The sequence below is a fragment of the Billgrantia kenyensis genome, assembly GCF_013697085.1.
Lineage (GTDB): Bacteria > Pseudomonadota > Gammaproteobacteria > Pseudomonadales > Halomonadaceae > Halomonas > Halomonas kenyensis.
This window is the reverse complement of record NZ_JACEFT010000005.1, coordinates 88,225-106,456: the sequence shown is the minus strand read 5'-3', so window position 1 is coordinate 106,456 and position 18,232 is coordinate 88,225. Positions and strand designations below refer to the sequence as shown.

The 18,232-nt window shown below is 64.4% G+C and carries 17 protein-coding genes; 14 read left to right on the top strand and 3 right to left on the bottom strand.

The features are described from left to right. Window positions 1-71: 71 nt before the first annotated feature. The 6 genes from H1D44_RS06700 to H1D44_RS06675 all read left to right on the top strand — a co-directional run bounded on the left by H1D44_RS06700 (window position 72) and on the right by H1D44_RS06675 (window position 6,722). The gene (locus H1D44_RS06700; protein ID WP_181514068.1) at window positions 72-917 is read left to right on the top strand and encodes a TatD family hydrolase; all 846 of its coding nucleotides are present in this window, start codon (window positions 72-74) and stop codon (window positions 915-917) included. Window positions 918-951: 34 nt separating this feature from the next. Beyond that, window positions 952-1,509 carry a DUF1285 domain-containing protein gene (locus tag H1D44_RS06695; RefSeq protein ID WP_181514067.1) on the top strand — a complete coding sequence of 186 codons (558 nt, stop codon included), beginning with the start codon at window positions 952-954 and terminating at the stop codon, window positions 1,507-1,509. After that, window positions 1,506-3,734: a UvrD-helicase domain-containing protein gene (locus H1D44_RS06690; RefSeq protein ID WP_181514066.1), complete on the top strand. Its 2,229-nt coding sequence runs from the start codon at window positions 1,506-1,508 to the stop codon at window positions 3,732-3,734. Before H1D44_RS06695 ends, H1D44_RS06690 begins: the two co-directional genes overlap by 4 nt. Then, window positions 3,731-4,552, top strand: coding sequence for a sulfurtransferase (locus H1D44_RS06685; protein WP_181514065.1), 822 nt, complete (start codon window positions 3,731-3,733; stop codon window positions 4,550-4,552). The genes H1D44_RS06690 and H1D44_RS06685 overlap by 4 nt, the downstream gene beginning before the upstream one ends. A 91-nt stretch (window positions 4,553-4,643) precedes the next feature. After that, window positions 4,644-5,618: a Gfo/Idh/MocA family oxidoreductase gene (locus H1D44_RS06680; RefSeq protein WP_181514064.1), complete on the top strand. Its 975-nt coding sequence runs from the start codon at window positions 4,644-4,646 to the stop codon at window positions 5,616-5,618. Between the two features lie 15 nt (window positions 5,619-5,633). Next, on the top strand, window positions 5,634-6,722 hold the full coding sequence (locus H1D44_RS06675; RefSeq protein ID WP_181514063.1) for a DegT/DnrJ/EryC1/StrS family aminotransferase: 1,089 nt from the start codon (window positions 5,634-5,636) through the stop codon (window positions 6,720-6,722). A gap of 70 nt (window positions 6,723-6,792) precedes the next feature. On the opposite strand, the gene H1D44_RS06670 is transcribed toward H1D44_RS06675, so the two are convergent. Continuing rightward, a complete protein-coding gene (locus tag H1D44_RS06670; protein ID WP_181514062.1) occupies window positions 6,793-8,463 on the bottom strand; it encodes an electron transfer flavoprotein-ubiquinone oxidoreductase in 1,671 nt (556 codons plus the stop codon). Window positions 8,464-8,821: 358 nt separating this feature from the next. Between H1D44_RS06670 and H1D44_RS06665 the strand changes: the two genes are divergently transcribed. The 3 genes from H1D44_RS06665 (at window position 8,822) to H1D44_RS06655 (ending at window position 11,365) form a co-directional block, all read left to right on the top strand. Then, on the top strand, window positions 8,822-9,571 hold the full coding sequence (locus H1D44_RS06665) for an electron transfer flavoprotein subunit beta/FixA family protein (RefSeq protein ID WP_181514061.1): 750 nt from the start codon (window positions 8,822-8,824) through the stop codon (window positions 9,569-9,571). Window positions 9,572-9,639: 68 nt separating this feature from the next. Continuing rightward, window positions 9,640-10,566, top strand: a complete 927-nt coding sequence (locus H1D44_RS06660) for an electron transfer flavoprotein subunit alpha/FixB family protein (RefSeq protein ID WP_181514060.1) — start codon at window positions 9,640-9,642, stop codon at window positions 10,564-10,566. 187 nt (window positions 10,567-10,753) lie between these two features. After that, window positions 10,754-11,365, top strand: a complete 612-nt coding sequence (locus H1D44_RS06655; protein ID WP_181514059.1) for a superoxide dismutase — start codon at window positions 10,754-10,756, stop codon at window positions 11,363-11,365. A gap of 137 nt (window positions 11,366-11,502) precedes the next feature. Here H1D44_RS06655 and H1D44_RS06650 read toward each other — a convergent pair whose 3' ends face one another. After that, the gene (locus tag H1D44_RS06650) at window positions 11,503-13,635 is read right to left on the bottom strand and encodes a TonB-dependent receptor domain-containing protein (RefSeq protein ID WP_181514058.1); all 2,133 of its coding nucleotides are present in this window, start codon (window positions 13,633-13,635) and stop codon (window positions 11,503-11,505) included. A gap of 163 nt (window positions 13,636-13,798) precedes the next feature. After that, window positions 13,799-14,203: a hypothetical protein gene (locus tag H1D44_RS06645; RefSeq protein WP_181514057.1), complete on the bottom strand. Its 405-nt coding sequence runs from the start codon at window positions 14,201-14,203 to the stop codon at window positions 13,799-13,801. Window positions 14,204-14,390: 187 nt separating this feature from the next. On the opposite strand from H1D44_RS06645, the gene H1D44_RS06640 reads away from it, so the two are divergent. The 5 genes from H1D44_RS06640 to H1D44_RS06620 are packed head-to-tail and all read left to right on the top strand — an operon-like array spanning window position 14,391 to window position 18,230. After that, window positions 14,391-15,164, top strand: coding sequence for a DUF3450 domain-containing protein (locus H1D44_RS06640; protein WP_238984419.1), 774 nt, complete (start codon window positions 14,391-14,393; stop codon window positions 15,162-15,164). Continuing rightward, window positions 15,161-16,540, top strand: a complete 1,380-nt coding sequence (locus tag H1D44_RS06635; RefSeq protein ID WP_181514056.1) for a MotA/TolQ/ExbB proton channel family protein — start codon at window positions 15,161-15,163, stop codon at window positions 16,538-16,540. The genes H1D44_RS06640 and H1D44_RS06635 overlap by 4 nt, the downstream gene beginning before the upstream one ends. Beyond that, window positions 16,524-17,072, top strand: coding sequence for a MotA/TolQ/ExbB proton channel family protein (locus tag H1D44_RS06630; RefSeq protein WP_181514055.1), 549 nt, complete (start codon window positions 16,524-16,526; stop codon window positions 17,070-17,072). Before H1D44_RS06635 ends, H1D44_RS06630 begins: the two co-directional genes overlap by 17 nt. Continuing rightward, a complete protein-coding gene (locus H1D44_RS06625) occupies window positions 17,065-17,472 on the top strand; it encodes an ExbD/TolR family protein (protein WP_181514054.1) in 408 nt (135 codons plus the stop codon). Before H1D44_RS06630 ends, H1D44_RS06625 begins: the two co-directional genes overlap by 8 nt. After that, window positions 17,469-18,230 carry a TonB family protein gene (locus H1D44_RS06620; RefSeq protein WP_181514053.1) on the top strand — a complete coding sequence of 254 codons (762 nt, stop codon included), beginning with the start codon at window positions 17,469-17,471 and terminating at the stop codon, window positions 18,228-18,230. The genes H1D44_RS06625 and H1D44_RS06620 overlap by 4 nt, the downstream gene beginning before the upstream one ends. The last annotated feature ends 2 nt before the right edge of the window (window positions 18,231-18,232 follow it).

Sequence of the window (18,232 nt, the reverse complement as noted above, 5' to 3'; positions counted from 1 at the left end):
CATCGACGTGGAGTGGCGTTTTCGTATACTCTCGTTCTCCCCTGACATCCCAGAGGAAGATCCGGCCGCTCATGTTCGTCGATTCCCACTGCCACCTGGACCGCCTCGACCCCAACACCCACGACGGCAGCATTGCCGCTACGCTGGAGGCAGCCCGGGCTCGCGACGTAGGCCAATTCCTCGCCGTTGCCGTCACGCTGGATGACCTGCCGACTCTCGCCGCCATAGCCCGCGAGCACGACGACGTGGCTATCTCCGCCGGTGTGCACCCACTTCACGTGCTGGACTCCGAACCGGATGTCGAGGCGATCAAGGAGGCTGCCGATCGCTACGGCGCGGTCGCCATCGGCGAGTGTGGCCTGGACTATCATTATCTCGACAAGACCCCTGACCGGGTGCCGTCGCGGGAGGTGCAGCGCGAGCGTTTCCGGCGTCAGCTTGTGGCCGCCGCCGAGCTCGAACTGCCGGTGATCGTGCATACCCGCGATGCTCGCGAGGAGACGCTGGAGCTGATACGTGAGCACAGCGATCCGGCCATCGGCGGGGTGCTGCACTGTTTCACCGAGGATCTCGAGATGGCGCGGGAGGCGGTGCGTCACGGTTTCTATATTTCGCTGTCGGGTATCGCGACTTTCCGTAATGCCGAGTCGCTGCGCGAGGTCGCCCGTCGTGTGCCCCTCGACCGACTGCTGATCGAGACCGACAGCCCTTATCTGGCGCCGGTGCCGCATCGCGGCAAGCCCAACGAGCCGGCCTGGGTGGTGGAAGTGGCGCAGTGTATCGCCCAGGCGCGTGGTATCAGCGTGGATGAGGTCGCGATGCAGACGACGGCCAATTTTTATCATCTGTTTCGCGGTGCCGCACCCGAGCCCAGCGCCGAGACGCGCGATATCCTGGCGCGAGCCGGGCTGGTGTAGCCAGCAAGGCGAATTCCATGGCAAAGGGGCGAACATGAACCTGGACCCACTGCTCAATCACGTCGAGTCCGATGGCGAGATTCCACCGGTCGATCGCTGGCAGCCGCAGCAGTCAGGCGTGATGGAGCTGGAGATCTCCGCCGACGGGCGCTGGTTTCATGAAGGCAGCGAAATGACGCGGCCGCGCCTGGTTCGCCTGCTCTCGACGCTGCTGCGGCGTGAGGACGACGGTGAATACTACCTGGTGACGCCGGTGGAGAAGCAGCGCATTCGCGTGGTCGACCGCCCCTTCGTGGTGGTGGATGCCGACTTCGACGATGCCGCGGGCTGCTGGTGGCTGACCACGAATGCCGGCGATCGCCTGCGGTTGGACGAAGCGCATCGGCTACGGCTCAGCACCACTCCCGATGGCGTGCAGGTGCCCGAGGTGCCGGTGCGCTTCGGTCTCGCGGCTCGCCTGGGCCGTAACGTCTATTACCGTCTGGTGGAAGCCGCCGAACAGCGCCCGAGGGGCGACGACACCGTCGAACTCGGCCTGACCAGTGCCGGCAGCTGGCATCCGCTGGGCGAGCTGCCCGCCGAGGGGTCGTGAGGCTGACGGCGGAGCAGCGTGCCGTCGTCGAGCACGGCGACGGACACGCCCGGGTGGCAGCCGTGGCGGGCGCTGGAAAGACCACCACCCTGGTCGCACGCGTGTTGCACCTGCTGGAGCGCGGCGTCCCGGCGCAGCGTATTCTGGTGCTCATGTTCAACCGCTCCGCTCGCGAGGATTTCCAGCGGCGCCTGCTGGATATGGCTCCCGCCGGTCAGCGCATGCCCGACGTGCGTACCTTCCACTCCTTGGGGCATCGCCTGACCCAGAGCCTCACCCGCTGGGGCGCGCTGGCCCCGCGCCGACTGATTTCCGCTGACTGGCAGGTGGAACGCCTGCTGCGACAAGCGACGCTGGAAGTGCTCGAGGATGGTGAGCATCGTGACATGGCGCTGGAAACCGATACCCTGGAGTCGCTGGCGCATTTCTGTGGCCTGGTGAAGGCCGAGATGGTGCCGGCGGCCAGCCTGCTGGAGCGGCTGGATCTGGCCGAAGGCAGCGAACATTTTGCCGCAGCCTTCGAACGCCTCGAGTCGCTGCTGGAGGAGCATGGCCTGATGACCTATTCGGACCTGCTCTACCGACCGCTGCGTGCGCTGGAGGCAGACGCAGCGCTGGCGGGGCGAGTGCAGGGCTATCTTGACCATGCCATCGTCGATGAATATCAGGACATCAACCAGGCCCAGCTGCGCCTGCTGGCGCTGCTCGCCGGACGCAGTGCCGAGGTGATGGCGGTGGGGGACGCCAACCAGTGCATCTACGAATGGCGCGGTGCTCACCCGGATACCATGCGGGAACACTTCAACGCCACCTTCGGCGCAGCGGCCGACTACCCGCTCTCGATCACCTTTCGCCACGGTCACTCGCTGGCACTGCTGGCCAATCATGCCATTGCCGCCAATCGCCGCCGCCCGGACCAGCTGTGTCTGGCCGCCCCAGGCAATCCACGCACCGAGCTTGCCGTCGAGCAGGGCAGTGCCGCGCTGCTGGCGACTCTGGAGCAGTGGCAGCGTGGGGGCAGGAGACTGGACGAGGCGTGTCTGCTGGTACGCAGTTGGGCGCTCTCGGTACCCGTTCAGCTGCAGCTGTTGCAGGCCGGAATCCCGTTTCGCCTGTCCCGGGAGGATCGCTTCGTCTTTCGTCTGCCGCTGGTGCAGGCGCTGGCGGGTTACCTACGGCTCTCGCAAACCCCGGCGCTGCTGCACGACCCGGGTCATCTGTTGCGTCTGCTGGAGCAGCCGACCCCCTTCGTCGCTCGCGAACGCCTGGCGGCTCTGGCCCAGCGTTTGGCCCATACACAGCACTACCCCGAGCGTGACGACCCCCTGTTGGCCGGGCTCAAGCCCATCCAGCGGCGCAACCTGAAGCGGCGCTGGTCACTGCTGTGCGAACTACCTCGTCTCGCCGGTTGGCCTCCGGCGCGGCTATTGGCCCATATCGTCGATGCCTTGGATGCCGAGAAAGTGCTCAAGCGTGCCGCCGCCCGTCGCGAGAAGGGGGAAGAGGACGTGCGCCTGCTCGACGTGCTGATAGAGCAAGCCGACGAGACCCGACACATCGACACCTTCATCGAGCTGCTCGAGCGTCCGGTAGAGAATCATGCCGGCGGCATCCTGATCACCACCGTGCACGGCGCCAAGGGGCTGGAGTGGCCGCTGGTGATTGTCGCCGGGGTCAACGAAGAGGACTTTCCTCACTACAGTCGCGACAACCCGCTTACCGCGGAACGCCTGGAAGAGGAGAGACGGCTCTTCTATGTCGGTGTGACCCGCGCCCGGGACCGCCTTCTGCTACTGCATGACAGCGGTGAGCACCGTCCCAGCCGATTCCTGGCCGAGACGGCCTGGCAGGACTGTCGTTGCATCGCGGCACGCCTGGAGGACGTCGGGGAGTCGGAAGCGACCGTGGTGGTGGAGTCGCCCGAGCTGATCTCACGCTACCTGTCGGCAGTGGGCCATGATTCGATGCGGCCGACGCAGCGGGTCCAAGCGGTTGGCGAGGCCTCTCCCGGCTACGTTTCCGTGGCCTATCGCCCCGGTCTGAAGCTGCGTCATGCGGTCTTTGGTGAGGGCGAAGTCGTGGTAGTGGAAGGAGACCCCGCCGATCCAGTGATCGAGGTAAACTTCACTCAGGCCGGCCGCCGGCGTCTGTTGGCCTGCCGTGCCCCCATCGAACTGCTGCCGGGCGAGACGCTCCATGAGCCTGTCCAAGGAGAACAAGCATGACCGAATTGCTGATCGCGGCTGATGAATTGGCCGAGTCACTCAAAGGCAACCGCCCACCCAGGGTGCTTGACTGCCGAGCGCGGCTGGGCGACCCGGATGCCGGTCGCCGCCTTTGGCAAGCAGGTCATGTGCCGGATAGCGTGCATCTTGATCTCGACCGCGATCTGGCAGCGGCTCCCGGTGAAGGAGGTCGTCATCCGCTGCCTTCGACTGAGGCGTTTGCCGCTACATTGTGTCGTCTTGACATCACACCCGACGAGCCGATCGTGGTGCTGGATGACATGGGCGGACAGCTGGCCGCGGCGAGGGCCTGGTGGATGCTCGCTGTCTGGGCGGGGCATCCCGACGTGCGCATGCTGGACGGTGGGTTGAGCGCCTGGCAGGAGGCCGGTGGTGAGCTGATGCTGGGACGGGAAGTGGCGCTTGAGCCGAGCCAGTGGCAGCCTGTGTTCGACGACGGTGCCTGGGTCGATGCTGACCAGATCTTTTCCGGCCGGGAGCTCAGGGTGGATGCCCGCAGCGAGGAGCGCTTTCGCGGTGAGGCCGAGCCCATCGACCCGGTAGCCGGTCATATTCCCGGTGCGGTGTGTCGCCCCAGTGCCGCCAACCTGACCGAGGCAGGACGCTTCAAGTCTGCTGAAGCACTCGATGCAGAGCTGCCGCGCAGCGATGCCGTCATCGCCTACTGCGGCTCTGGTGTCACGGCCTGTCACAATATCCTGGCTTACGCCATTGCCGGCCGAGCCTTGCCGAGGCTCTACCCGGGTTCATGGAGCGAATGGATTCGCGATCCGTCAAGACCGGTGGCACGTGCTTGACTAGAGAGGCTTGAATCGCCTGGTGAGTCGAAGGTAATTTCAGCCGCTGGGTTCATGGAAATGTCACGCAAGGGAATCTAGGGGAGAACGCATGAATTTTTCGCTCATCGGAGCAGCCGGGTATATCGCGCCTCGTCACATGCAGGCCATCAAGGATACGGGGCATGCCCTGGTGTCGGCCTACGACATCAACGATTCGGTGGGCATCATCGACTCCATTTCGACGAATTGTTCCTTCTTCACCCAGTTTGAATATTTTCTGGAACACGCCTGGCGCCTGAAGCGGGAGCGGGAGAGAGCCATCGACTACTGGGTCGTCTGTTCCCCCAACCACTTCCATAGCGCCCATATCACCGCGGGTCTGCATCTGGGCTGCGACGTAATATGCGAAAAGCCGCTGGTGTCGAACCCGGCTCAGCTCGATGAACTGCGCAGCGTCGAGGAGGAGACCGGCCGGCGTGTGTACAGCATCATGCAGTTACGGCATCACCCGGCCATCCACGAACTGCGAGACAAGGTGCTTGCCGAGCAGCGTGAAGGGCAGTACGACGTCGAGCTGACCTACATTACCGCCCGCGGTCCCTGGTACCTGGCCAGCTGGAAGGGGGATCCGCGCAAGTCGTTCGGGGTGATGGCGGAAATCGGCATTCATTTCTTCGACATGCTGCATGTCATCTTCGGGGAACTGAAGCACCAGGTGTTGCATTACCACGACGAGCACAAGGCGGCCGGCTATCTGGAATACGAGAAGGCCAGGGTGCGCTGGTTCCTTTCCATTGATGCCGAAGATCTTCCGGAGCGTGTGCGCGGCCAGCACTCCACTTATCGCAACATCACCTGCGACGGCGAGGAATTCGAGTTCTCGAGTGGCTTCTCCGACCTCCACACCGTCAGCTATCGCGAGATACTCGCCGGTCGTGGATTTGGTATCGAAACCGTTCGTCACTGTGTCGAGACCGTCTACCAGCTGGGCATGGCGACGCCGGAGGCACCGCGTGAAGGCGAGGCCCACCCGCAGCTGTCGCGTATCGAGTCGGTCCCGACCCGCGCCGCGGCGAGCCGCTGAGCAGAGGATAGATACATGCATTTCATCGATCTTGCTGCCCAGCAGGCGCGTATCAGGCCGCGGCTGGACACCGCTATCCAGACCGTGCTCGAGCACGGCCGCTACGTCATGGGGCCGGAGGTGGCCGAGCTCGAGCGCCGCTTGGCGGACTATGTCGGCGTGGCGCACTGTATCGGTTGCGCCAATGGTACCGATGCCCTGCAGATCGCGCTGATGGCGCTGGACATCGGGCCCGGCGACGAAGTGATCGTGCCCGGTTTCACCTTCATCGCCAGCGCCGAGAGCGTGGTGCTGGCTGGCGCCACGCCGGTGTTCGTCGACATCGATCCGCAGACCTACCTGATCGACCCGGAACGAATCGAGGCGGCAATAGGCCCGCGTACTCGCGCCGTGATGCCGGTATCGATGTTCGGCCAGTGTGCCGATATGCAGGCGATCGAAGCCTTGGCGATCGAGCACGGCCTGGCAGTGGTGGAAGATGCCGCCCAGAGCTTTGGTGCCACCCGCCATGGGCGCCGCTCAGGGAGCCTGTCGCGCATCGCCTGCACCAGCTTCTTTCCCAGCAAGCCGCTGGGAGCCTACGGGGATGGCGGCGCGGTGTTCACCGACGATGACGACCTGGCCGAGGCCGTTCGGCTGGTGGCGCGCCACGGCGAGGCGAGCCGCTATCATCACACCCGAATCGGCATGAACAGCCGCCTGGATACGCTGCAGGCCGCCATCCTGCTGGCCAAGCTCGAACTGTTCGACGAAGAGGTGGAGCTGCGCCGGCAGGTTGCGGAACGCTATGACCGCTTGCTGGGCGACGCCGGGATCGTCGGCACGCCTCATATCGCTTCTGGCAACACCAGCGTCTACGCCCAATACAGCATCCGCGTGGCGAACCGTGACAAGGTCCAATCGCGGCTTGCCGAGGCAGGCGTACCGACCGCCGTGCACTACCCGATACCTCTCAACCGGCAGCCCGCCATGGCAGATCCGGCCTGCCAGTTGCCGGTTACCGAAGCCGTGTGTCGGGAAATCATCAGCCTGCCCATGCATCCCTATCTGCAGGAAGAGCAGCAGCAGCAGGTGGTCGCTGCCCTGGTGAAAGCCCTGACTTGATCTTTCGCACCTGCCCCTACGCAAAAGGGCATGCCGCAAGGCATGCCCTTCTTGCTAGAGCGCGTGGTCGTTACATGTTGGGATAGTTGGGGCCGCCGCCGCCTTCCGGTGCCACCCACTGGATGTTCTGCGCCGGATCCTTGATGTCGCAGGTCTTGCAGTGCACGCAGTTCTGGAAGTTGATCTGGAAACGCGGCTTGCCGTCGTCGTCCTCGACCACCTCGTAGACCCCGGCCGGGCAGTAGCGCTGTGCCGGTTCGGCGTACTTGGGCAGGTTCTCCTGGATGGGGATCTCCGGGTCCAGCAGCTTCAGATGGCTCGGCTGATCCTCCTCGTGATTGGTGTTGGACAGGAACACCGAGGAGAGCTTGTCGAAGGATAGCTTGCCGTCGGGCTTGGGATAGTCGATCTTCTCGAACTCGCTGGCCGGCTTGAGGGCAGCGTGGTCCGCGGTGGTGTCATGCAGGTTGGGCAGCTTGCCGCCGAGCAGCTGGTTGACGAAGTTGTAGGCGCCGCCGCCGACGGTGCCGTACTTGTGGATCGCCGGACCGAAGCTGGCGCTCTCCTTGAGCTCGGCATAGGCCCAGCTCTGCTCCCACTTGTCGCTGAACGCGGTGAGCTCCTGGCCGCCCTCGTCGCCGGCGGCGATCGCCTCGAACACCGCCTCGGCCGCCACCAGGCCCGATTTCATCGCGGTATGCAGGCCCTTGATCTTGGAGAAGTTCAGCGTGCCGGCATCGCAACCGATCAGCAGACCGCCGGGGAAAGTCATCTTCGGCAGGCAGTTCAACCCGCCCTTGGTGATGGCCCGCGCGCCGTAGGCCACGCGTTTGCCACCTTCCAGGTGCTTGGCCAGCACCGGATGGTGCTTCATGCGCTGGAACTCGTCGAAGGGGGAGAGCCAGGGGTTCTGGTAGGAGAGGTCCATGATCAGGCCGACCACTACCTGATTATTCTCGGCGTGATAGAGGAACCAGCCGCCGTGAGTATCCTTGGCCAGCGGCCAGCCCGAGCCGTGCAGCACCAGTCCCGGCTCATGCTTCTCTGCCGGAATGTCCCACAGCTCCTTGAGTCCAATGCCGTAGTGCTGGGGATCCTTGCCCTCGTCGAGCTTGAAACGCGAGATCAGGCCCTTGCCGAGGTGGCCGCGAGCGCCCTCGGCGAACAGCGTGTACTTGGCGCGCAGCTCCATGCCCGGCATGAAGCTGTCCTTGGGGGAGCCGTCTGCTGCCACGCCCATGTCGCCGATGAGGATGCCGCGAACGGTGCCATCCTCGTCGTGGATCACTTCCTGAGCGGCGAAGCCGGGGAAGACCTCGACGCCGAGTGCCTCGGCCTGCTCGGCCAGCCAGCGGCACAGGTTGCCGGCGCTGATCACGTAGCGCGGCATGTCACCACCGGTGTTGTGCATGCTCTTGGGCACCAGGGCGTTGGGCAGCTTCTGTGACTTCTGGGCGTCCTTGAGCAGGTAGACCTCATCGCGGGTGGCCGGAGTGCTCAGCGGTGCGCCGCGCTCTTCCCAATCGGGGAACAGCTCCTGCAGGGCTCGGGGTTCGAACACGGCACCCGAAAGAATATGGGCACCTACCTCGGAGCCTTTCTCCACCACGCACACCGTGAGCTCCTGGCCGGCCTCGGTCGCTTGCTGCATCAACCGGCAGGCCGCTGACAAGCCCGAGGGGCCGGCGCCGACAATCACTACGTCGAAGTCCATCGAATCGCGTTCTACTTGCTCAGACATCCAGTTGCTCCTCCCTCGGCTTCGGCGTCGTTGTCACCAACGTCGAATGAAAATAAAACGGTCGTTTGCTTCTCGATATTCTCCATGATAGGCATAATAAACGACTCAGGACACCCCTACGATGGCAATGTTCCATGACGCCGCGAAGCGAAGAAGGGATTGTTGCTTCCGGTAGGCCTGTGGCACATTGGCAGGGTTTTTTGATGCGACACCTATCAAACGCTTGCATGAAACGGCTTGCATTAGATGAACAGGGGCATGCCACCGGTTCCGAGGAGGCGTTGACCTTGCCTGCCGCAGGGCAGCGTCAACGACTCCCTAACTAATAGGTTCACCCATCGAACCAAGCGAGGACACCATGAAAGTACTTGTCGCGGTCAAACGCGTCATCGACTACAACGTCAAGATCCGGGTCAAGGCGGATCACTCCGACGTCGACCTGACCAACGTCAAGATGGCCATGAACCCCTTCTGCGAGATCGCCGTGGAAGAGGCCGTGCGCCTGAAGGAGCGCGGGGTCGCCACCGAGGTGGTGGCCGTGACCATCGGTCCCAAGGCCGCCCAGGAGCAGCTGCGTACCGCACTGGCGCTGGGTGCCGATCGGGCCGTTCACGTCGAGACCGAGGAGCGCGTCGAGTCGCTGGCCGCGGCCAAGCTGCTGGCCAAGGTGGTGGAGGAGGAGCAGCCGCAGCTGGTCATTCTCGGCAAGCAGGCGATCGATACCGACAACAACCAGACCGGGCAGATGCTGGCCGCGCTGGCGGGCCTGCCCCAGGGCACCTTCGCCTCCGAGGTGGCGGTCGAGGGAGACAAGCTGCAGGTGACCCGCGAGATCGATGGCGGCCTGCAGACCGTCGAGCTGACCCTGCCGGCCATCGTCACCACCGACCTGCGCTTGAACGAGCCGCGCTACGCCAAGCTGCCCGACATCATGAAGGCCAAGAAGAAGCCGCTGGACGTCAAGTCGCCGGCCGATCTCGGCGTCGAGGTGGCCAGCAAGCTGACGCTGCTCAAGGTCGAATCGCCGGCCGAGCGCAAGGGCGGCATCAAGGTGGGCTCCGTGGACGAGCTCGTGGACAAACTGAAGAACGAAGCCAAGGTTCTGTAACGCAGCTTTTGCCAGCAGACCTTTGACAACGGTTCTTTGAAGACAGAGCTTTGATAGGAGTGGAATCCATGAGCGTACTGGTCCTTGCCGAACATCACGACGGCATTCTGGTCGGCGCCACCGCCCACGTGGTTGCCGCCGCCAAGGCCATCGGTGGAGACGTCGATATCCTGGTCGCCGGCGAGAACGTCGGTGCGGTGGCCGAAGCCGCCGCCAAACTTGACGGCGTGGCCAAGGTCCGCGTGGCCGACCACGCCGTCTACGCCCACCAGCTGGCCGAGCCGATGGGCGCGCTGCTGGCCGAGCTGGCCGGCGACTACAGCCACGTGCTGGCCGCTGCCTCCACCACCGGCAAGAACGTGCTGCCGCGCGTCGCCGCGCTGAAGGACGTCAGCCAGATCTCCGAGATCGTCGAAGTGGTCGATGCCGACACCTTCAAGCGTCCGATCTACGCCGGTAACGCCATCGCCACGGTGAAGAGTGCCGACAGCCTCAAGGTGATCACCGTGCGCAGCACCGGCTTCGATGCGGTTGCCGCGGGCGGCAGTGCCGCCATCGAAGCGGTGGATTTCGTCGCCGACAACGCCCAATCCACCTTCGTCAAGCAGGAACTGGCCGAGAGCGATCGTCCCGAGCTTGCCGCCGCCAAGGTGGTCATTTCCGGTGGTCGCGGCATGGGCAGCGGCGAGAACTTCAAGCTGCTCGACGGCATCGCCGACAAGCTGGGTGCCGCCATCGGCGCCTCGCGGGCGGCGGTGGACGCCGGCTTCGTGCCCAACGACATGCAGGTGGGGCAGACCGGCAAGATCGTCGCGCCGGAGCTCTACATTGCCGTGGGCATCAGCGGTGCCATCCAGCACCTGGCCGGCATGAAGGACTCCAAGGTGATCGTTGCCATCAACAAGGACGAGGAGGCGCCGATCTTCCAGGTCGCGGATTATGGCCTGGTGGGTGACCTGTTCGAGATCCTGCCGGAGCTCGAGAGCAAGCTGTAAGCACGCGAGTGCACCAGCGGAAGCCGGCCCTAGGGCCGGCTTCCGCTTTTATGCGGCATCATCGTCAGTGGCTATATGGCTGCTGCGTAATGGCTATTAGCGTGATTCGACTCTGTTTGCCATGCTGGGTGGATGCAGTAACGGGGAATCGTTCCCCAAGGTCGACTCATTTCATGGAGGAGTAAACATGCCGCACACACTGCCCGAGCTTCCCTACGCCTACGATGCGCTGGAACCCCACATCGACGCGATGACGATGGAGATCCACCACTCGCGTCACCACAAGACCTATGTCGACAAGCTCAATGCTGCTCTCGAGGGGACCGGACTGGAAGACGTGCCGGTGGATGAGCTGATGGCCAGCATCGACCGTGTGCCGGAAGAGAAGCGGCAAGAGGTCATCAACAATGGAGGCGGCCACTCCAACCACGCCAAGTTCTGGCAGATGATGTCGCCCAACGGAGGTGGCAAGCCTCAAGGCAAAGTGGCCCAGGCCATCGACAGCGAACTGGGCGGTTTCGATGCCTTCAAGGAAGCCTTCACCAAAGCGGCTCTCGGGCGTTTCGGTAGCGGCTGGGCCTGGCTCAGTGTGACGCCGGAGAAGAAGCTGGTGGTGGAAAATACCCTCAATCAAGACAGCCCGCACATGCATGGCAACATCCCCGTGCTGGGCCTGGACGTGTGGGAACACGCCTACTATCTGAAGTACCAGAACAAGCGCCCCGACTATGTGGAGGCGTTCTTCAACGTGGTCAACTGGGAGGACGTGGAGCGTCGCTACCAGCAGGCCGCCTCCTGAGGCTCAAGCCAATAGCATGCGTTAGTGCCGCAGCCTCTGGGCTGCGGTTTTTTTTCGCACCAGGCACGAACAAAAAAGAGCCGGCATGACGTCGGCTCAATAAGGATCGATACAGCTAGCTCGCGAAGGGCGATGCGTTAGAAATCGACGTTCAGTGAGACCACGAACGAACGGGGCCCATAAAGGTTGTTGTAGACATTGCTATAGGCAATGTTGCCATCGTCTTCGCGGACATAGGGGCGATAGTCCTTGAAGTCTCGGTCGAGCAGGTTATTGACTACGCCGTTGACCGACACGTGCTCGCTGACCCGATAGCGTGCGCCCAGGTTGATCATGGTGGTGCTGTGGAAGTCGCCCAGTGCATCGTAGGCGCCCTGTGAGCTGCCACCGTTTTGTGGTTCGTGGAAGTTGCGCGGACGGAAGGCACTGCTGCGATACTCGGCGCCCAGGAAGGTATTCAGCTGAGGAGTGGCCTGCCAATCGAGGCGCGCATTCAGCATGTGATCCGGCACGCTGACCAGCGGGTCGCCGATGAAGCTGGCGGTTGTCTCACCCTCTCTCACTTCGCTGTCGGTATAGGTGTAATTGCCCGACAGGGTGATATCGCGGGTGAGGTCGTAGGCCGCTGCCAACTCGAGACCCTGGATGCGCGACTCGCCGATATTGGCATTGGTGCGATCACTGGCGCCCGTGGCGCGCTCGATCTTGTCCTTCAGGGTGTTGTGGAACACGGTGACTTGGGTCATGAAGCCCTGGCGGTTGTCATAGCGGGCCGAGAGTTCATAGTTGGTGCTGCGCTCCGGCTTGAGGTCGGGGTCGCCGAAGAGTGGGGTGCTGCCACCATCTCCGAAGGCGACGACGCCGTCGAAGGTCTGCTCCATCAGCGGCGCGCGGAAGCCACGACCGACGCCACCCTTGAAGGTCCACTCGTCGGTGGCCTCGAACACTGCATAGGCGCGGGGTGTGAATTCGCCGCTGATGCCTTGGTACTTGTCGTAGCGCAGGCCGCCGGTCAGCGCCAGGCGCTCGGTTGTCTGCCACTCATTTTCGGCAAACAGGCTGTACTGATCGCGGGTCACATCATCGGGCAGGATGCCGTCCTCGAAGGTGGCATCGATGTACTGACCACCTACTGTCACGAGGTGATCGCCGAAAACGTTGGTCAGTCGGGTGTCGAGGATATCGGTGGTCAGCTTGAGCTGACGCGGGGTGCCGAAGCGGTCGGCATCGGGTACCGCCCCGGCATTGATGGTGCGGCCCTCGGTTTCGACGATGTCCCGGGTCAGCGAGGTGTCGAGCTGGCCGAACAGGAAGTCGCCGCGATGGCTGAGGCGGAACTGGTCGCGTGAGAACTCGAGTTCTCTACCATAGCCGCGGGTGAAGTCCGCCGGCGTCGTGCCGGTGCCTTCCAGACGTCCCACTTGACCCTGGCGATTGTCCAGCGTCTGGCGACTGGTATCGAAGCGCAAACTGATGTCGTGAGCATCGACCGGTGCCAATACCAGCTCGCCGCCGAAGGTCTCGACATTGGCCTTGCTCGGATTCTGACCCATGGTGCGGTTGTCGGTCAGGCTGGGTTCGGTACCCGGGATGTCGATATTGGACGCGGAACGTTCCAGCAGGCGACCGTAAAACTGCACGCCGACATGCTGAGAGACCGGCCCGCTGACATAGCCCTCAGTGATGGTCGTGCCGCCAAAATCCGCATCACGGAAATACTCAGTCTGCACAGAGCCGGAAGCACGCCACTCGTCACCCGGGCGGCGGGTGATGATGTTGATCACGCCGCCGATGGCATCCGAACCGTACAATGTCGACATGGGGCCGCGAATGACTTCGATGCGCTCGATGGCGGCGATCGGCGGGATGAAGGTGGACTGGGAGTCGTTGAAGGCATTGGGGGCGACCGTGGCCGAGACGTTCTGGCGCACGCCGTTGATCAATACCAGCGTGTATTCGCTGGGCAGGCCGCGCAGGCTGACGGTCTGGTTGCCGGTCTTGCCGGAGCGAGCGTCCAGCGGTCGGCTGTTGACACCTTCGATACCACGCACGGCGTCGGCCAGGTTGGTGACGTTGCGCTCCTCGAGCTGTTCACGAGTGATGACCGAAATACTGGCAGGCGCCAATTCGATGGTCTGTTCGAAGCCGCTAGCAGAAATGACCAGCGTATCCAGCTCTTCGGCGTGGGCTGGCAGGGCCATGGCGGCAGCGAGGGCAGCGAGGGCAGCGACCAGAGGCGTACGACGTAGCACTTGACGCGGGTGTTGCATGGTGATGATCCCTAGTAATTCTGATTTTAATGAGAAGTATTGGTATTACGATTATCTCGTGAGAGATGATGCCCTATTGCGACAGTTGTTGCAATTGGTAATCGTTATCGTCTGGAGTGCGTCTGGCTACGACCTGGGGGAGTGGTCAGGCGTCGGTGCCAAGTCACCAGCCCAACCAGCTGCGCAGCCGTTGCGCGGGCGCTGGTCCCTTTCCCGCCAGGGTGCGAGCCGCCTTGCCCGAGAGCTGTGCAGACGCCTCCTTGAGGGGCGTCATGATGGCGTCGAGATGGTGCTGGCATAGTTGGCGGTTGAGCCCGGCCGGGCATTGAGCCATGAGCAGGCCGCAGTGGTAGACGGCAGTGTCCAGCGCTCGGCTCGCCTCCTTGTAGGGAGAGGCTTCCCAGCGGCAGCGTTTAAGCTCGCTGAGCAGCATTCGCAGCATCTGCGCATCCAGCCAGCAAGGGGTGTCGTCTCGGGTGCGGGACATGGCCACCTTGTGCTGGATGGCCTGGAAGGAGACATGCAGAAAGACGCACGAATAGTACAGCTGAGAGCGTTCTGCGTTCATGACGTCACCTGACGGATGTTAATGAGAAGAATTAGCATTATTATGTGTTTTCGGTGACGTCGTCAAACGACCAGTGACCCATTCGGCGCGACAGGGTGGGTTTCTCTTTCGATAACGCTTATCATTCATGCTATCGTCAAGCGGCGTCACCACGACTTGGTGGCCTTCAGGAATTGGGAGTTCATACGTGAGATCGTTTCGCCAACAATGCCTCTTGGGAGCCATTCTCTGGCTGGGTCTCGTCGCCTCGGCGTCCGCCGACCCCGAGCTGTACCAGGAGTCGCGTGAGGCCCAGCGCAGCCAGGCCGAGCTTCAGGCGAGCATCGGCGCCGCCGATGACGAAGCCCGTGCCATGCTCGAGGAGCTGCGCGAGCTCGAGCGTGCCGAGCGCCGCCTGACGCGGGAGAACGCCGAACTCGCACCGCGCAATGAGCGCCTGGTCGAGACGCTGGATCGCCGTGAGGCGGCACTCGATACCCTGGCGGAAACCCGCGAGGCCTTGCCGGTGCTCAAGGAGCGCTTGATCGAGCGGCTCGAGCAGTGGGTCGATGGCGACATGCCGTTCCTGCGCGAAGAGCGGTTGGCACGGGTCGCCAGCCTGCGCTCCCAGGGCGATGAGCTATCCAGTGCCGAGCGCTGGGAGCGGATCGTCTCTGCATGGCGTGCCGAGCTGGATTACGGTCGTGAGGTCGATGCCTGGCGCGGTTATCTCGGCGAGGGCGACTCGCGCCGCGAGGTGGACTACCTGCGTCTTGGGCGCGTGGGCTTCTACTACCTGACGCCTGACGGCCGTGCAGGCCGAGTCTGGCGTGCCGACAGCGGCAGTTGGGCACCGCTCGAAGAGGCCGAGCGTCGTGAAGTGCGCAACGGTCTGCGCATCGCCCGGGATCGCCGTTCGCCTGAGCTGCTTACGCTGCCAATTTCGCAGCCGGTCGAACAGAGTCGGGAGGATGACGCATGAAGGCGCTGCGCTATTGGGTTTCTCTCACGGCGGGGTTGCTTATCGCCATCTTTCTGACAGCCCCGGTCATGGCTCAGTCCGAGCCGCTGACCACCCTGCGTGCCGAGCGTGAAGCCGCCGAAGCCCGGGACCGGGCGCGACTGGCCGAGCTTCTCGATGACCGCGGGGCTCTGGAAGCTGCCCTCGAGGAGGCGCGAGCTGCCCACGATCAGGCGGAGGCTCTCCACGCCGAGCTGCAGGCCGAGGCCCAGGCGCTGGGTGAGCGCCAGGCCGAGCTTGAAGCCCGCCAGCAGGAGCAGGGCAACGATCTCGAAGCCGTGCTGGCCTCGCTTGCCCGCCACAGCGGCGAGCTGCGCGACGACCTGGCCGATAGCTGGTTGACGGTAGGGGGCGCGGCGTTGCCGCCGCGGCTCGACGATGCCGAGGTGCTCGAACTCGAGCACCTTGAAGTGTTCGCCGACCGCCTAGTGGCGCTGACCGCCGATACCGCTCGAGTGGTCCGCTTCGAGGCGCCGGTGGCGTCGGTCAGCGGTGAGCTCGAGTCACGAAGCGTCGTGCGACTGGGGGATTTTGCCGCCTTCACCGAGGGTGAGCTATTGCGCCGCGGCGCCGATGGCCAGACGCTGTCGGTGATCGAGCGCACGCCGCGGGAAGTAGCTGCCAGCCTGGCGGCGTTCCATGGCGGAGAGTCGCGCTTGCTGGCGCTCGATCCTACCCGTGGGCAGGTCATCTCGGCGTTGGCTCAACGTCCGAGCCTGATCGAGCGTTTCCACCAGGGTGGAGCAGTCGGCTACGTGGTGGTGGGGCTCGGCGCTCTCGGCCTGCTGGTCGCGCTGCTGCAGTACGCCTACCTGTTGCGGGTCACGTTGGCCATGCGTCGCCAATTGCGCGACCTCTCCGAATTGCGCGAGGACAACCCGCTCGGCCGCGTGCTGCAGCGCTTCCGTGCGCTGCACGACGATCCCGTGCCGGAAGCGCTGGAAGCGCGCCTCGACGAAGCGGTGCTGGCCGAGCTGCCGCGCCTGGAGCGTGGCCAGCCGCTGGTCAAGCTACTAGCAGCGGTGGCGCCGCTGCTGGGATTACTTGGCACCGTCACCGGCATGATCGTCACCTTCCAGGCCATTACCGTGTTCGGCACCGGCGACCCGCAGCTGATGGCGGGCGGTATCAGCCAGGCGCTGGTGACGACAGTGCTGGGGCTGATCACCGCCGTGCCGCTACTCTTCGCATACACCGCTCTTGCCGGTCGCAGCCGTCATCTGGCGGGTCTGGTCGAGGGACAGGCCAGTGCGGCCCTGGCCGAGCAGCTCGAACAGCGCCCACAGGGGCCCTCCGGCGTCACAGGGAGCGCGCGTCGCGATGCCGCCTTGGCTTGAGATAGGAGGCCTTGAACCGCTGGAGCGCCTGGTCGAGGCCGGCGGCTCGGTGCTGGTGGTGATTGCCCTGGTAGCGATGGTGCTGTTCAGCCTGGCGTTGGAGCGGGTGTGGTATTTCCGCCTCACCTATCGCCGGGCCAGGCGTGCCCTTATCGCACGCTGGGCGGCGCGCCAGGACCACCTGAGTTGGAGCGCCCTGACCCTGCGCGAGGCCTGGGCACGTGAGCTGATCGGACGGCTGCGCCGCCCGCTGCCTTGGCTCAAGCTGCTGGTGGCGCTGTGCCCACTGCTCGGTTTGCTGGGCACCGTGACCGGCATGATCGCCGTGTTTGACAGCCTGGCGATGACCGATACCAGCCAGGCCCGCGCCATGGCGGATGGGGTGGCACGTGCGACCCTGCCGACCTTGACCGGCATGGCCGTGGCGGTAGTGGGGCTGCTGTTCACCAGTCGCCTCGAGCAGATCATTCGGCGCGAAGACCAGCGGCTGCACGACCGCCTGGCCCGCGCCGTGGAGGAGTCCGATGCGTAGACGCCGAGTGGGCACAGAAGACGGCGAGGCCAGCGAGGTCAACCTGACCCCGATGCTGGACGTCGTTTTCATCATGCTGATCTTCTTTATCGTCACCACCAGCTTCATCAAGGAGAGCGGGGTGGAGATCGAGCGGCCCGAATCCAGCGCCGCTACGCCGCGACCCGATGCCCAGGTGATGGTCGCCATCACGCCCGAAGGCGCGGTATGGGTCGATGGCCGTGCCGTCGACCTGCACCGCGTGGGTAACGAGGTGGCTGGGTTGGTGAGCGAAGACGGCTCGGTGGTGATCCAGGCCGATCGCGACTCCACCACCGGGCTGCTGATCGAAGTGATGGACCGCATTCGCGAGGCCGGCGTGGAGCAGGTGGCCGTCGCCGCCAGCCGGAGTCGGTCGTGACGCGCATCCCTTTTTCTTCGCTGGGTGGCGTGGCGCTGGCGCTGCTGCTGTTCTGGCTGCTGGCGCTGCTGGTGACACCTCCAGAGGAGGAGTTCGACGTCGCCGATGTCAGCATGACCATGAGCATGGTCGAGGCGCCGGAGCCGGTGCAGGAGGAGACGGTCGAGTCCAGCGCCGAGCCGCCGCCGCAGGTGGAGGCCACTCCACCGCCGCAGCCGGAGCCGCTGCCGCCACTGGAGAGTTCGATTGCCATGCCGGAGCCGGAGTTGCCGCCAGAGCCGCAGGAGACGGTGGAACTCGACACCACCCTGCCCGAGCTTGCCGAGGTGCAGCCTGAACCGCCGCCTGAGCCGAGGCCGGAGCCGCGACCCGAGCCGGCGCCACAGCCGGCTCCCGAACCAGCACCTGCTCCGAGCCCGCCTGCGGCAGCGCCCAGCGCTGCGCAGGAGGGGCCGACCACCGAGCAGGCGGCGCCTGCCGAGTCGGGCCCGGTGGATGTGGGTGAAATAGCGCCGACCAGCCGCGTGCCGCCGGAATATCCCTCCCGCGCCCAGCGTCGAGGGTTGGAAGGGCATGTGGAGCTGCAGTTCCTGATCCGTCCCGACGGTAGCGTCGATCGTTCGTCCATTCGTGTGGTCGAGTCGCAGCCGCGTAACGTCTTCGATGCTGCCGCCGAGCAGGCCGTGGCGCGCTGGCAGTTCGAGCCGGCTAGCGGCGTGCGTCGGGCGCGGCAGCGTCTCGAGTTCCAACTGAGGTGAGG

Excerpts from the sequence above, each read along its gene's own strand:
- H1D44_RS06635 (WP_181514056.1), top strand. The coding sequence starts at position 15,161 with ATGAAGGCGCTGCGCTATTGGGTTTCTCTCACGGCGGGGTTGCTTATC.
- H1D44_RS06630 (WP_181514055.1), top strand. The coding sequence starts at position 16,524 with ATGCCGCCTTGGCTTGAGATAGGAGGCCTTGAACCGCTGGAGCGCCTG.
- H1D44_RS06675 (WP_181514063.1), top strand. The coding sequence starts at position 5,634 with ATGCATTTCATCGATCTTGCTGCCCAGCAGGCGCGTATCAGGCCGCGG.
- H1D44_RS06655 (WP_181514059.1), top strand. The coding sequence starts at position 10,754 with ATGCCGCACACACTGCCCGAGCTTCCCTACGCCTACGATGCGCTGGAA.
- H1D44_RS06700 (WP_181514068.1), top strand. The coding sequence starts at position 72 with ATGTTCGTCGATTCCCACTGCCACCTGGACCGCCTCGACCCCAACACC.
- H1D44_RS06695 (WP_181514067.1), top strand. The coding sequence starts at position 952 with ATGAACCTGGACCCACTGCTCAATCACGTCGAGTCCGATGGCGAGATT.
- H1D44_RS06660 (WP_181514060.1), top strand. The coding sequence starts at position 9,640 with ATGAGCGTACTGGTCCTTGCCGAACATCACGACGGCATTCTGGTCGGC.
- H1D44_RS06670 (WP_181514062.1), bottom strand. The coding sequence starts at position 8,463 with ATGTCTGAGCAAGTAGAACGCGATTCGATGGACTTCGACGTAGTGATT.
- H1D44_RS06650 (WP_181514058.1), bottom strand. The coding sequence starts at position 13,635 with ATGCAACACCCGCGTCAAGTGCTACGTCGTACGCCTCTGGTCGCTGCC.
- H1D44_RS06645 (WP_181514057.1), bottom strand. The coding sequence starts at position 14,203 with ATGAACGCAGAACGCTCTCAGCTGTACTATTCGTGCGTCTTTCTGCAT.
- H1D44_RS06680 (WP_181514064.1), top strand. The coding sequence starts at position 4,644 with ATGAATTTTTCGCTCATCGGAGCAGCCGGGTATATCGCGCCTCGTCAC.
- H1D44_RS06665 (WP_181514061.1), top strand. The coding sequence starts at position 8,822 with ATGAAAGTACTTGTCGCGGTCAAACGCGTCATCGACTACAACGTCAAG.
- H1D44_RS06685 (WP_181514065.1), top strand. The coding sequence starts at position 3,731 with ATGACCGAATTGCTGATCGCGGCTGATGAATTGGCCGAGTCACTCAAA.
- H1D44_RS06625 (WP_181514054.1), top strand. The coding sequence starts at position 17,065 with ATGCGTAGACGCCGAGTGGGCACAGAAGACGGCGAGGCCAGCGAGGTC.